The 14071-nt window shown below is 45.8% G+C and carries 9 protein-coding genes, 1 tRNA gene and 3 rRNA genes; 2 read left to right on the forward strand and 11 right to left on the reverse strand.

The genetic code is table 11. From position 1 onward, the window contains the following. Positions 1–141: 141 nt before the first annotated feature. From rrf to dusA, 11 genes are all read right to left on the reverse strand, one after another. Positions 142–257, reverse strand: a 5S ribosomal RNA gene (gene rrf / locus J4N42_RS12575). Positions 258–345: 88 nt separating this feature from the next. Continuing rightward, positions 346–3236: ribosomal RNA gene (locus J4N42_RS12580) — 23S ribosomal RNA — on the reverse strand. A gap of 310 nt (positions 3237–3546) precedes the next feature. Next, positions 3547–3622 (reverse strand) — tRNA-Glu (locus J4N42_RS12585). Positions 3623–3714: 92 nt separating this feature from the next. Next, positions 3715–5267, reverse strand: a 16S ribosomal RNA gene (locus J4N42_RS12590). Together the 16S, 23S and 5S rRNA genes with 1 tRNA gene alongside form the textbook arrangement of a ribosomal RNA operon. Positions 5268–5857: 590 nt before the next feature. Further along, positions 5858–6634 carry a phosphoadenylyl-sulfate reductase gene (locus tag J4N42_RS12595; RefSeq protein ID WP_252028412.1) on the reverse strand — a complete coding sequence of 259 codons (777 nt, stop codon included), beginning with the start codon at positions 6632–6634 and terminating at the stop codon, positions 5858–5860. Further along, complete coding sequence (gene cysI, locus J4N42_RS12600; RefSeq protein ID WP_252028414.1) at positions 6627–8357, reverse strand: assimilatory sulfite reductase (NADPH) hemoprotein subunit; 1731 nt, start codon at positions 8355–8357, stop codon at positions 6627–6629. Before cysI ends, J4N42_RS12595 begins: the two co-directional genes overlap by 8 nt. Next, a complete protein-coding gene (locus tag J4N42_RS12605; RefSeq protein WP_252028416.1) occupies positions 8357–10225 on the reverse strand; it encodes an assimilatory sulfite reductase (NADPH) flavoprotein subunit in 1869 nt (622 codons plus the stop codon). Before J4N42_RS12605 ends, cysI begins: the two co-directional genes overlap by 1 nt. Positions 10226–10331: 106 nt before the next feature. After that, on the reverse strand, positions 10332–10562 hold the full coding sequence (locus tag J4N42_RS12610; protein WP_252028418.1) for a hypothetical protein: 231 nt from the start codon (positions 10560–10562) through the stop codon (positions 10332–10334). Between the two features lie 157 nt (positions 10563–10719). Then, complete coding sequence (locus tag J4N42_RS12615; RefSeq protein WP_252028419.1) at positions 10720–11382, reverse strand: TIGR04219 family outer membrane beta-barrel protein; 663 nt, start codon at positions 11380–11382, stop codon at positions 10720–10722. Between the two features lie 100 nt (positions 11383–11482). After that, on the reverse strand, positions 11483–11692 hold the full coding sequence (gene pspG, locus J4N42_RS12620; RefSeq protein WP_252028420.1) for an envelope stress response protein PspG: 210 nt from the start codon (positions 11690–11692) through the stop codon (positions 11483–11485). 164 nt (positions 11693–11856) lie between these two features. Next, positions 11857–12837, reverse strand: a complete 981-nt coding sequence (gene dusA, locus J4N42_RS12625; RefSeq protein ID WP_252028421.1) for a tRNA dihydrouridine(20/20a) synthase DusA — start codon at positions 12835–12837, stop codon at positions 11857–11859. Positions 12838–13090: 253 nt separating this feature from the next. Here dusA and zur point away from each other — a divergent pair, with 253 nt between their 5' ends. Further along, complete coding sequence (gene zur / locus J4N42_RS12630; protein WP_252030844.1) at positions 13091–13549, forward strand: zinc uptake transcriptional repressor Zur; 459 nt, start codon at positions 13091–13093, stop codon at positions 13547–13549. Positions 13550–13564: 15 nt separating this feature from the next. Continuing rightward, complete coding sequence (locus J4N42_RS12635; RefSeq protein ID WP_252028422.1) at positions 13565–14026, forward strand: chemotaxis protein CheX; 462 nt, start codon at positions 13565–13567, stop codon at positions 14024–14026. The last annotated feature ends 45 nt before the right edge of the window (positions 14027–14071 follow it).

Consider the following 14071-nt stretch of genomic DNA (forward strand, 5'->3'; position numbering starts at 1 on the left):
AAGAGCTTGGCTTTCAGTGCCTTAGCACCTAAGCAGGACGCGTATAATACGCTCTCTACTTCGAAAGTCAACATAAAATTCTAAGCTTTTTACTCAAAACCTTATGTTGACTCGTCTCAATGAGACAAGTCGAGATTTAAAGCCTGGCGATGTCCTACTCTCACATGGGGAAGCCCCACACTACCATCGGCGCTATTGCGTTTCACTTCTGAGTTCGGCATGGAATCAGGTGGGTCCACAACGCTATGGTCGCCAAGCAAATTCTTAATTCGGAAAACTGATTTTAAGCTCTAGTTATACACATTCAATGTTCTATTGAGTCCATCAAAACCCCTTGGGTGTTGTATGGTTAAGCCTCACGGGCAATTAGTACAGGTTAGCTCAACGCCTCACAACGCTTACACACCCTGCCTATCAACGTTCTAGTCTCGAACAACCCTTTAGGACGCTTAAAGCGCCAGGGAAGACTCATCTCAGGGCTCGCTTCCCGCTTAGATGCTTTCAGCGGTTATCGATTCCGAACTTAGCTACCGGGCAATGCGTCTGGCGACACAACCCGAACACCAGAGGTTCGTCCACTCCGGTCCTCTCGTACTAGGAGCAGCCCCCTTCAATCTTCCAACGCCCACGGCAGATAGGGACCGAACTGTCTCACGACGTTCTAAACCCAGCTCGCGTACCACTTTAAATGGCGAACAGCCATACCCTTGGGACCGACTTCAGCCCCAGGATGTGATGAGCCGACATCGAGGTGCCAAACACCGCCGTCGATATGAACTCTTGGGCGGTATCAGCCTGTTATCCCCGGAGTACCTTTTATCCGTTGAGCGATGGCCCTTCCATACAGAACCACCGGATCACTATGACCTGCTTTCGCACCTGTCGAATTGTCATTCTCGCAGTCAAGCGGGCTTATGCCATTGCACTAACCTCACGATGTCCAACCGTGATTAGCCCACCTTCGTGCTCCTCCGTTACTCTTTGGGAGGAGACCGCCCCAGTCAAACTACCCACCAGGCACTGTCCTCAACCCAGATAATGGGTCTAAGTTAGAACATCAAACATACAAGGGTGGTATTTCAAGGATGGCTCCAACGATACTGGCGTACCGTCTTCAAAGCCTCCCACCTATCCTACACATGTAGGCTCAATGTTCAGTGCCAAGCTGTAGTAAAGGTTCACGGGGTCTTTCCGTCTAGCCGCGGGTACACTGCATCTTCACAGCGATTTCAATTTCACTGAGTCTCGGGTGGAGACAGCGTGGCCATCATTACGCCATTCGTGCAGGTCGGAACTTACCCGACAAGGAATTTCGCTACCTTAGGACCGTTATAGTTACGGCCGCCGTTTACCGGGGCTTCGATCAAGAGCTTCGACCGAAGTCTAACCCCATCAATTAACCTTCCGGCACCGGGCAGGCGTCACACCGTATACGTCATCTTACGATTTTGCACAGTGCTGTGTTTTTAATAAACAGTTGCAGCCACCTGGTATCTGCGACTCTCAATAGCTCCATCCGCAAGGGACTTCACCGTCAAGAGCGTACCTTCTCCCGAAGTTACGGTACCATTTTGCCTAGTTCCTTCACCCGAGTTCTCTCAAGCGCCTTGGTATTCTCTACCCGACCACCTGTGTCGGTTTGGGGTACGATTCCTTACAATCTGAAGCTTAGAGGCTTTTCCTGGAAGCATGGCATCAATGACTTCACTACCGTAGTAGCTCGACATCGTGTCTCAGCCTTAAAAAGAGCCGGATTTACCTAACTCTTAAGCCTACGCACTTGAACCTGGACAACCGTCGCCAGGCCCACCTAGCCTTCTCCGTCCCCCCATCGCAATTGTAAGAAGTACGGGAATATTAACCCGTTTCCCATCGACTACGCCTTTCGGCCTCGCCTTAGGGGTCGACTTACCCTGCCCCGATTAACGTTGGACAGGAACCCTTGGTCTTCCGGCGAGGAGGTTTTTCACCCCCTTTATCGTTACTCATGTCAGCATTCGCACTTCTGATACCTCCAGCAGGCTTTACAACCCACCTTCAACGGCTTACAGAACGCTCCCCTACCCAATGCGATAAATCGCATTGCCGCAGCTTCGGTGTATAGCTTAGCCCCGTTACATCTTCCGCGCAGGCCGACTCGACTAGTGAGCTATTACGCTTTCTTTAAATGATGGCTGCTTCTAAGCCAACATCCTAGCTGTCTAAGCCTTCCCACATCGTTTCCCACTTAGCTATACTTTGGGACCTTAGCTGGCGGTCTGGGTTGTTTCCCTCTCCACGACGGACGTTAGCACCCGCCGTGTGTCTCCCGGATAGTACTTACTGGTATTCGGAGTTTGCAAAGGGTTGGTAAGTCGGGATGACCCCCTAGCCTTAACAGTGCTCTACCCCCAGTAGTATTCGTCCGAGGCTCTACCTAAATAGATTTCGGGGAGAACCAGCTATCTCCAGGTTTGATTGGCCTTTCACCCCTAGCCACAAGTCATCCGCTAATTTTTCAACATTAGTCGGTTCGGTCCTCCAGTTGATGTTACTCAACCTTCAACCTGCCCATGGCTAGATCACCTGGTTTCGGGTCTATATCCAGAAACTCGACGCCCAGTTAAGACTCGATTTCTCTACGGCTCCCCTAATCGGTTAACCTTGACTTGACTGAATATAAGTCGCTGACCCATTATACAAAAGGTACGCAGTCACACCACGAAGGTGCTCCTACTGCTTGTACGTACACGGTTTCAGGTTCTATTTCACTCCCCTCACAGGGGTTCTTTTCGCCTTTCCCTCACGGTACTGGTTCACTATCGGTCAGTCAGTAGTATTTAGCCTTGGAGGATGGTCCCCCCATATTCAGACAGGATATCACGTGTCCCGCCCTACTCGATTTCACTGATTATGATGTGTCGGTTACGGGGCTATCACCCTGTATCGCGAGACTTTCCAGACTCTTCACCTGCATCATTAAAAGCTTAAGGGCTAATCCAATTTCGCTCGCCGCTACTTTCGGAATCTCGGTTGATTTCTACTCCTCCGGGTACTTAGATGTTTCAGTTCCCGGGTTCGCCCTGTTAACCTATGTATTCAGTTAACAGTAACTGCTTATGCAGTTGGGTTTCCCCATTCGGAAATCCCAGACTCAAGTGGTTTTTACTACCTAATCTGGGCTTATCGCAAGTTAATACGTCCTTCATCGCCTCTGACTGCCAAGGCATCCACCGTGTACGCTTAGTCACTTAACCATACAACCCGAAGGGGTCTTTACGTATGGCAAACAACCAAGGTGTGTCTCTCATTATTTGAATGAGCGAGAGACATTCGATTTTGCCGGACTCAAATATGAATAACTCGAAAGTTATTCCCAAGAACACTTGAATGTGTGTTGGTACCTACATCTCTAAGAGACATAGGTTTGAGAACTTTTATTTGAATAACATCAATCAAATGTTATTCGTCAGCTTTCCAAATTGTTAAAGAGCTAATCACTTCAAAGGAAGTAACCATTTTTAAAGATTCTACTTTCTGTTCTAAGGAAAAAAGAACACTTAAAGATGGTATCCCGTAGGGGAGTCGAACCCCTGTTACCGCCGTGAAAGGGCGGTGTCCTAGGCCTCTAGACGAACGGGACACTAGTGCGAAATGTCTTGGGGGACATCTCTATCTCTTAAACTTCTTAAACCATATCAATCTGTGTGAACACTCATCGCAATAATCATCGTATAAGGAGGTGATCCAGCCCCAGGTTCCCCTAGGGCTACCTTGTTACGACTTCACCCCAGTCATGAACCACAAAGTGGTGAGCGTCCTCCCGAAGGTTAAACTACCCACTTCTTTTGCAGCCCACTCCCATGGTGTGACGGGCGGTGTGTACAAGGCCCGGGAACGTATTCACCGTAGCATTCTGATCTACGATTACTAGCGATTCCGACTTCATGGAGTCGAGTTGCAGACTCCAATCCGGACTACGACGCACTTTTTGGGATTCGCTGACCATCGCTGGCTCGCCGCCCTCTGTATGCGCCATTGTAGCACGTGTGTAGCCCTACTCGTAAGGGCCATGATGACTTGACGTCGTCCCCACCTTCCTCCGGTTTATCACCGGCAGTCTCCCTGGAGTTCCCGACATTACTCGCTGGCAAACAAGGATAAGGGTTGCGCTCGTTGCGGGACTTAACCCAACATTTCACAACACGAGCTGACGACAGCCATGCAGCACCTGTCTCAGAGTTCCCGAAGGCACCAATCCATCTCTGGAAAGTTCTCTGGATGTCAAGAGTAGGTAAGGTTCTTCGCGTTGCATCGAATTAAACCACATGCTCCACCGCTTGTGCGGGCCCCCGTCAATTCATTTGAGTTTTAATCTTGCGACCGTACTCCCCAGGCGGTCTACTTAACGCGTTAGCTCCGAAAGCCACGGCTCAAGGCCACAACCTCCAAGTAGACATCGTTTACGGCGTGGACTACCAGGGTATCTAATCCTGTTTGCTCCCCACGCTTTCGCATCTGAGTGTCAGTATCTGTCCAGGGGGCCGCCTTCGCCACCGGTATTCCTTCAGATCTCTACGCATTTCACCGCTACACCTGAAATTCTACCCCCCTCTACAGTACTCTAGTGAACCAGTTTCAAATGCAGTTCCGAGGTTGAGCCCCGGGCTTTCACATCTGACTTAATCCACCACCTGCATGCGCTTTACGCCCAGTAATTCCGATTAACGCTCGCACCCTCCGTATTACCGCGGCTGCTGGCACGGAGTTAGCCGGTGCTTCTTCTGCAGCTAACGTCAAACACCAAGAGTATTAATCTTAATGCCTTCCTCACTGCTGAAAGTGCTTTACAACCCGAAGGCCTTCTTCACACACGCGGCATGGCTGCATCAGGCTTTCGCCCATTGTGCAATATTCCCCACTGCTGCCTCCCGTAGGAGTCTGGACCGTGTCTCAGTTCCAGTGTGGCTGATCATCCTCTCAGACCAGCTAGGGATCGTCGCCTTGGTGAGCCATTACCTCACCAACTAGCTAATCCCACCTAGGCGTATCCAATAGCGCAAGGCCCGAAGGTCCCCTGCTTTGCTCCGAAGAGGTTATGCGGTATTAGCCATCGTTTCCAATGGTTATCCCCCTCTACTGGGCAACTTCCTAGGCATTACTCACCCGTCCGCCGCTCGACGCCGTTAACGTTCCCCGAAGGTTCAGTTAACTCGTTTCCGCTCGACTTGCATGTGTTAGGCCTGCCGCCAGCGTTCAATCTGAGCCATGATCAAACTCTTCAATTTAAGATTTTGTCGGCTCAATGAATACTGAACATTACATAAAGTAATGTTTGAATTGACTGTGCTGAATCCGAAGATTCAATGGTCACTTCGTTTCATTGAAACCTAATTTGAAACCGAAGTTTCTAATTGGATTATCATCAACGAGTGCCCACACAGATTGATAGGTTTAAATTGTTAAAGAGCGTTTCTTCTTTGTGACTTAAGTCACTTCGGAAGAGGCGGCCATTCTAGCGAGATAATCTTCAGTGTCAAACACTTTTTTGCATTTAATTTCATTTTCTAAAACTAAAGGCAAATGAAGATTTCTATTTCCTTTTGACCTTGCTAACTAAGCTTTGCTGCCCGTGGGCCCTTGCTGCGTCAACGAGGAGGCATTATAGAGATCGATATCACATTGGCAAGCGTTATTTTTCAAAAATTGCAAAAATAAGCTCTAATCGCTACATTTTCATTCAAAGCGCTATTTATCCATATTTACCCATATATGACAAACAGGTTAACCCCAAAGTTATCCACAGACAGTCGTTCACACAGCTCCCTCTGGAGATAAAAAAGCCGCTTACGCGGCTTTTTATCTTCATGTACCAATACTAGATACCTGAGCCATACTGTTCCCCATCATCTTCATGGAGACCACATTCTCTTTTAAGACCAAAGAAACGAGTTTCTTGCTCTGTCATACCCGGTTCCCATTTTTTAGTCGTGTGCGTATCACCCACCGACAGGTACCCCTCTTCTCTTAGAGGATGATAAGACAGGCCATGCTCTTCTAGATAGTAATGAACATCTTTGTTACTCCAGTCGATTACCGGTAGAAACTTAAACACACCATTTTGGATCGACAAAATCGGTAGGTGTGCTCTTGAATCTGATTGCTCACGACGTAATCCAGAAAACCAAGTACCCACTTCAAGTTCATCCAATGCGCGGCGCATCGGCTCTACTTTATTTAGCTTGTTGTACTTCTCAATTCCTTCTATACCTTGCTCCCACAGTTTACCGTAACGTGCTTCTTGCCAATTAGGGCTGTCTAAAGAGCTATATACTTTCAAGTTCAGGGTCAACTGCTGACTCAACTGATCAATAAAGCGGTAGGTTTCAGGAAATAGATAACCTGTATCGGTAAGGATAACTGGAATATCTGGTTTTACTTGAGTGACTAAGTGCAGCATCACTGCAGCTTGAATACCAAAACTGGACGAAACAACATGTGTCCCTTCTAAGTTATTCAATGCCCATTCAACTCTTTGCTGAGCGGTAAGACGTTCGAGCTCACCGTTAATCTCAGCAAGACGGAGTATTTGCTCCGTCTTAGTTAATGAGAGCAGTTCTGCCAACTTCGGTTTAGAAGCTACAGAATTAAGCATGAAAATCCCTCTTTGAGTTAATGACCTCAGCAATGATTCCTGCTCGGATAGTAAAGTCGCCAAAGCCTTCATTTTCTTCGCGCTCTGCCGCCCAACGCCCAATCAGTTGATCGATATCTTCGAGGATTTGCTGCTCAGTGATGTTTTCTTTGTACATCTTAGGCACACGAGTACCTGCACGGTTGCCACCCAAATGCAGGTTGTAACGACCAGGCGCTTTACCTACTAGGCCAATTTCCGCCAACATTGCACGTCCACAACCATTTGGGCAACCAGTCACACGTAAAATGATGTTGTCTTCTTTGGGTAACTGGTGCTTCTCTAGAAGGCCTTCTACATCTGTAACGAATTCAGGTAAGAATCTCTCGGCTTCAGCCATTGCCAAAGGACAAGTAGGAAACGCCACACAGGCCATCGAATTTTTGCGTTGTTCACTGATCGCGTCATCCATTAAGCCGTGCTCACGCGCGATCTTCTCGATCTTCGCTTTTTGACTTTTCGCTACACCAGCCACAATTAGATTCTGGTTAGCCGTCATTCGGAAATCGCCTTTATGCACCTTAGCGATTTCAGCAACACCTGTTTTAAGAGGTTTTCCTGGGTAATCCAACAAACGACCATTTTCAATAAACAGCGCTAAGTGATATTTACCATCGATTCCTTCCACCCAACCGATGCGGTCACCTCGGTCAGTAAATTCGTATGGTCGGCTCGCTTCAAATTCTACACCTGCACGCTTTTCGACTTCAGCTTTAAATACATCAGTACCCACTCTGTCTAGCGTGTATTTGGTCTTTGCGTTTTTACGATTAGAGCGGTTACCCCAATCACGCTGCGTTGTAACAACGGCTGCTGCTACATCGAGTGTTTTTTCCAAAGGAATGAACCCAAGATCATCCGCTTTACGTGGGTAAGTAGACGTATCACCATGGGTCATAGCAAGACCACCACCAACCAATACGTTAAAGCCCACCAGCTTACCGTTGTCTGCTATCGCAACGAAGTTGAGGTCATTAGCATGTACATCAACATCATTTTGCGGTGGGATCACTACTGTGGTTTTGAATTTACGTGGTAAGTAGTTGCTACCCAAAATTGGTTCTTCATCCGTCGACTCAACTTTTTCACCATCCAACCAAATCTCAGCATAGGCTTTAGTTTTTGGTAGTAGGTGCTCACTGATTTTCTTGGCCCACTCATAAGCTTCTTGATGTAGCTCTGACTCAACGGGGTTAGTCGTACACAACACATTTCGGTTAACATCGCCCGCGGTAGCAATCGAATCGATACCAATACTATTGAGTGTCTGGTGCATCAACTTAATATTTGGCTTTAACACACCGTGAAACTGGAACGTCTGACGTGTAGTTAAACGTAAACTTCCATACATTGTATGCTCAGTAGCAAACTTATCGATCGCTAACCATTGCTTAGGTGTAATGATCCCACCAGGCATACGAGCACGCAGCATCACATTATGCAATGGCTCTAGCTTTTGCTTAGCACGCTCGTTGCGGATATCACGGTCATCCTGTTGATACATACCGTGGAAGCGGATCAATTGAAAGTTATCAGCAGTAAATCCACCAGTAATACGATCTTGTAAGTCCTGCTCTATCGTTCCGCGAAGAAAGTTACTTTCACGCTTTAAACGCTCATTGTCAGCTAATGGACCAAGCACTTGACCCAAAACTTCCTGTTCAAATACATCTTGCTTGCTCATTAGTACACATCCCTTTGATAGCGTTTTTCTTTACGTAAGTTATTAATGAATTCCTCGGCATCATCACGAGACATCTTGCCTTCTTGTTCAGCCACAGCGATGAAGGCTTCATGGACATCTTTAGCCATACGTGTCGCATCACCACACACGTATAAGTAGGCCCCCTCTTGAATCCACTGCCATACCTGTCCAGCTTGCTCTAGGATGCGATGTTGTACATAGACTTTCTCATGCTGATCACGGCTAAAGGCGACGTCCAATCGATTTACCAAGCCAGACTTCAGGTACTTCTGCCACTCCACTTGATATAGGAAATCCTGCGTGAAAGTACGATCGCCAAAGAACAACCAGTTTTTACCTTCTGCATCACGATTGTCTCGCTCTTGAATAAAGCTGCGGAACGGAGCTATTCCTGTACCTGGACCAATCATGATAACTGGCACACTATCATCTTGAGGTAACTTAAAGTTGTTGTTGTTTTCGATAAAGACTTTAACTTCACCGCCTTCTTCAAGGCGCTGTGCAAGGTAGCTTGACGCACCACCATAGCGAGTCGAATCACCTTTTTGGTATTCAACCAGTCCAACGGTTAAGTGAACTTCTTCGTCGACTTCACTTTGCGCCGAAGCGATAGAATATAAGCGCGGCGTCAAACGGCGAAGTAGCCCAACTAATTCTTCTGCCGATAGCTTGGTTTTCTTTTCAGCAATAACGTCGACAACTTGAGTATTTCCTGCGTATTCGCGCAGTTTGTCCTTATCTTCCACCAGCTTTTGCAGTTTTTTACTGCCAGATAGCTCTGCAAATTTAGTCACGAGCTGTGGATTAGACGTCGTAATTTCGTATTTACTTACAAGCGCACTATGAATAGAGAGGCTTTCACCATCGACTTCAACACTTTCAACACCTGACAAGCCCACTTTAGCTAGGATTTCATTGGCTAGATCAGAGCTGTTTTCGTACCAGACCCCTAACGCATCGCCTGGTTGGTATGTAATGCCCGACTCTTCAAGATCAATCTCGATATGACGAACATCTTTACCCGAATCACGACCCGTGATTTTTTGGCTCGTCAATAACGTTGCTGTATACGGGTTTTGCTTAGTGTATTGCGAGTGTCCAGCTGCCGCTTGGCCAACCGGTAATTGCACGACTTCAGCTTCACTACCTGACGCTAGCTCTTCCTGTACAAGATCAAGAGCCTTACTGCGCCATTCTGACGCTGGAGCTTCGTAATCCACATCACAGTCGATACGATCGATAAAAGATGTCGCGCCCAACTTAGCGAGGTAAGAATCGAAGTCTTTACCCGTTTGACAGAAGAATTCGTAACTAGAATCACCAAGTCCAATAACACCATATTTAAGGTTTGGCAGTTTTGGCGCTTTCTTAGATTGTAAGAACTCGTGCAACTCAATCGCATTATCGGGTGCTTCACCTTCACCGTTAGTCGATGCCACGATAATGACATGAGTTTCTTTCGCGAGGCTCTTCCCTTTGTAATCACTAGCATCGTATAGCTGAGCTTCAATGCCAGCCTGACGAGCTTCGTTTTCAAGCGATTCAGCTACACCTTTTGCATTACCAGTTTGAGATGCATAGATAATGGTGAGCTTGCCAGCAGGTTTTGAAGCAACCGTCGCAGCAGCTTGAGTGATTGGTGCCGATGCACCAGAAGTTTGAGCTTGACTTAGCCCCCAGAAATAACCACTTACCCAGGCAAGTTGATTTGGAGATAGTTCAGATACGGTTTGCTGCAACTGACCTAGTTGCTGCTGATTAAGAGGGGCTGTTAATCCAGCCAGATCATTAGTGCTTCCTGATGACACTTTCTTTTGAGAAGACATAGTCACGACATCCCTATTCATTGCGTGACGATAGATTAACCACTCTTTTTAATAACAAGAAAGAATAGATAAGTATGTTTTATAACTTTTTGGAAGTAAGAAAAGGAGGTAATCGAGTGGCTAGGTGCTATTTGGCTTCAACTCTCACCTGTTTAAAACCCACAGCCATGGCAGACTTTGATGCTAAATCTAAGTCCATATAGTGGCATTCTTCCCCATGAGAGTCGGTTAGTAATACAAACCCACCTCTAGCGTGACGAAACTCAACAATCCAACTCCCCTCTTGCACAGAGGGTTCGATGATAGCTTCAACTAGCTTGTCATCTCTATACAGAGTACGTAGCTCAGTAATTGTCATAGTAAACAGCTTCCATTGCTTTACATTACAAGTCTTGCTCAGTAAGCATGGTTCATTCCCGCCAAACTGCTAACAAAATCCTTTTCCATATAATGATTAGATATAAAAAAACGCCGCTTAATAAAGCGGCGTTTTAAGAAACTTTAGTAGCGGTACGCTAAAAAACGTATTCAGCTCCGACAAACCAGCCATCAACAAAGATGAATGGTTTATGGCCACCTACATCGACTTCAAATTGGTCTGATTCAATATCAATTACGCGATAACCACCTTTCAGTGCTAATTCACCTGATGGCAGCTGCCAACGGTACTGGCCACCTGCAACCATATCAGTCGTTTTTAACCCTTTGCTATCACCAAAATCGATTTGACCAATAATATCGAAGTTCGTCCCATCGATATTGATCGCTGCCTTACCGTACCAGTTCCAAGTTAGTTCATCGAATGTGTCAGTATTCGGCGTACCCACTGTCGCTACATACTTTGAGTTAGAAAACTGACTAAGAGCAATACCCGCATCAAAGTGAAGCAAATCGTGATCAATCAGCGAGTAATAAAACGTAAAGTCATACTTATCAAACGCCATGTAATCAGCGTCAACACTAGTGTAGCGGAAGCTAACATCTGGCAAGTATGGAAGATCATGCTCGAAAGATGCATTGAAAGATGGGATAGATGCATCATCTTTGCGCACTTCATTCACTTTGGTGCTCCCCCACCAATGCTCTGCGCCTACACTGAAACGATATGGCGATTCAGCGTAAGCAGAAGAGGCAAGCATAACCCCGCCCAAAGCAATCGCCAGTCTGCAAATATTCATCCTGTTTAGCTCCTGAAGTAATCGGCTACTTGTTGTCATCAAAATCTGGCGGGAATAATAGCACAGAATGTCATCAGGATAAGGGGGATCGTTTTACAAATTATCTCGGGCTGTAAACAAAGCTTTTGAAAAACCACACACCTAATGCAATCACAATTAGCCAGGGCACCAGTTTAATGACCGCTCCAATCATGCCCAGCAACATCATCACCAGCAGCGCAACACCCGTTGCAACGAAAACAGTCACCATAGTCAAACCTGTCACTAACAACGTCGCAATGAATACCAATACAAAAATAAGCTCTAACATAAAACCTCTCCTATCTTTCTCTCTCAAAAGATTGCAGATATTGGGCCAGCTTATAACTATCGATATTTTTCAATCACTTAGAAAAAAAGAAGCCGATGACGTATAAAAACATCATCGGCCTCAACGTTAACATCGGTAAATTTAACCACTAAATATGGTCATATTTACACATTCAGCTCTTTCGGAATTTTCGCTAAAGCGGTTTCAACCACTTCAATACCGGCACCTTTCTTATGCGCATTTTCGCTGATATATCGACGCCATTGACGAGCACCTGGCATATTTTGGAATAAACCCAACATATGACGAGTAATATGACCAAGGTATGCGCCCTTTGCCAATTGTTCTTCTATATAAGGGTACATTTCCTCAACCACTTGGCTGCGTTTTTTGATAGGTGTATCTAGGCCAAAAATGCGTTGATCGACCTCAGCCAGCAAAAATGGGCTTTGATATGCTTCACGACCAATCATCACACCGTCTAAATGCTCGAGGTGTTCTAACGATTCATCAAGCGTTTTAATGCCACCATTAACCGCAATCACTAAATGGGAAAAATCTTTCTTTAGCTGGTAAGCCCTTGGGTAATCCAATGGTGGGATTTCTCGGTTCTCTTTCGGGCTTAAGCCACTCAACCAAGCTTTACGAGCGTGAATAGTGAACTGCTCACAGCCACCTTTTTCCGATACGGTTGACACAAAGTCTGTCAGAAACTCATAAGAGTCCTGATCATCAATGCCGATGCGAGTTTTGACTGTGACCGGTATATCGACGACTTCTTTCATTGACGCCACACAATCTGCAACTAACTGTGGTTCCCCCATTAAACAAGCACCAAAGCGGCCATTTTGCACACGATCCGATGGGCAACCTACATTCAAGTTCACTTCATCATAACCACGTTCCTGAGCCAACTTAGCACACGTCGCTAAGTCTTGTGGGTTAGAGCCTCCTAGCTGCAGTGCTACTGGGTGCTCTTCTTGGTTGTAAGCAAGAAAATCACCTTTACCATGAATAATCGCGCCCGTTGTTACCATCTCTGTATAAAGCAATGTTTGACTAGACAACAAACGATGGAAGTATCGACAGTGGCGATCTGTCCAATCAAGCATTGGTGCAACAGAAAGTCGGCATGAGTGAGTCATGGCTAAGTATCCTAAATAAGTAAATCACAGATCACGTTTTGTAAGGACAAAAGTGAAGCGCCGTATTGTAATCACTTCTCAGATCAATCGCCAACTTATCTTCTAGGTATCGTTTTCGTCCTATTTAGGGTAACTTATGTTCAGAGATTTCCTCATATACAAGCTGAAGAGACGCAGCTTAGAGGACAAATAAGATGGTTTGATAAACGATAATTATCTTAAAATAGTATATTATTAATAAAGTCCAATGGTTATGGTGATTAATTTGGACCAAACGCTACTTAAGCAAATCGAAGAAATATGTGTTGCAAGAGGGGTTAGGCTCACCCCGCAGCGTAAAAGAGTTTTTGAACTGATTTGCGCCAACAAAAAAGCATCCAGTGCTTACGAGCTTCTAGAAGATCTCAAAGAGAGCGAACCTCAGGCAAAACCGCCTACGGTATACCGAGCTCTAGATTTTCTTCTTGAGCAAGGTTTCATCCATCGAGTTGAATCCACAAACAGCTATATTTCTTGCTGTTCGTGCAATGCACATAAGCACCACTCACATCTATTGATTTGCGACAATTGCAGCAATGTTATTGAACTTCAAGACGATAGTCTGGTAACTTTGTTAACAAAGAATGCAGAGAAACACGGATTCAACATTACGAATCATGTCATTGAATCCCATGGCATTTGCCAGCAGTGTTCCTCAGAAATAGAAGAATAGACACAGAAGAAGGTTATGCGCGCTGAATTTGTAAACCCGTTTTTAGCTTCGTTAATGAATGTACTAAAAACGATGGCTTCATTGGAATTGAAGCCACAGAAGCCTCGTGTAAAGAAAGATGAAATTGCACGTGGTGATGTTTCTGGCTTAATAGGGATGGTTGGTGATCAAAGCCGCGGTTCTATGTCGATCACTTTTGATGAAAGCTTGGCTCTAGAAATCATGCAGAACATGCTTGGTGAACGCCCAAATGGCTTGAATGAAGAAGTTACCGATATGGTGGGTGAAATCACTAATATGGTTACTGGTGGTGCGAAACGTATCTTGGCTGAAAGCGGATTTGATTTCGACATGGCAACACCTGTTGTTGTCTCTGGCAAAGGTCACACTATCCGTCATAAGTGTGAAGGTGCGATCATTATCATGCCTTTCTCTTCACAGTGGGGAAATGCATTTATCGAAATCTGTTTCGAATAACGCTTTCCTTTTGAACTGAAAAAGCTAGCCACCGGCTAGCTTTTT

Origin of the sequence: Vibrio sp. SCSIO 43135, from assembly GCF_023716665.1 — a bacterium.
GTDB classification, from domain to species: Bacteria; Pseudomonadota; Gammaproteobacteria; order Enterobacterales; family Vibrionaceae; genus Vibrio; species Vibrio paucivorans.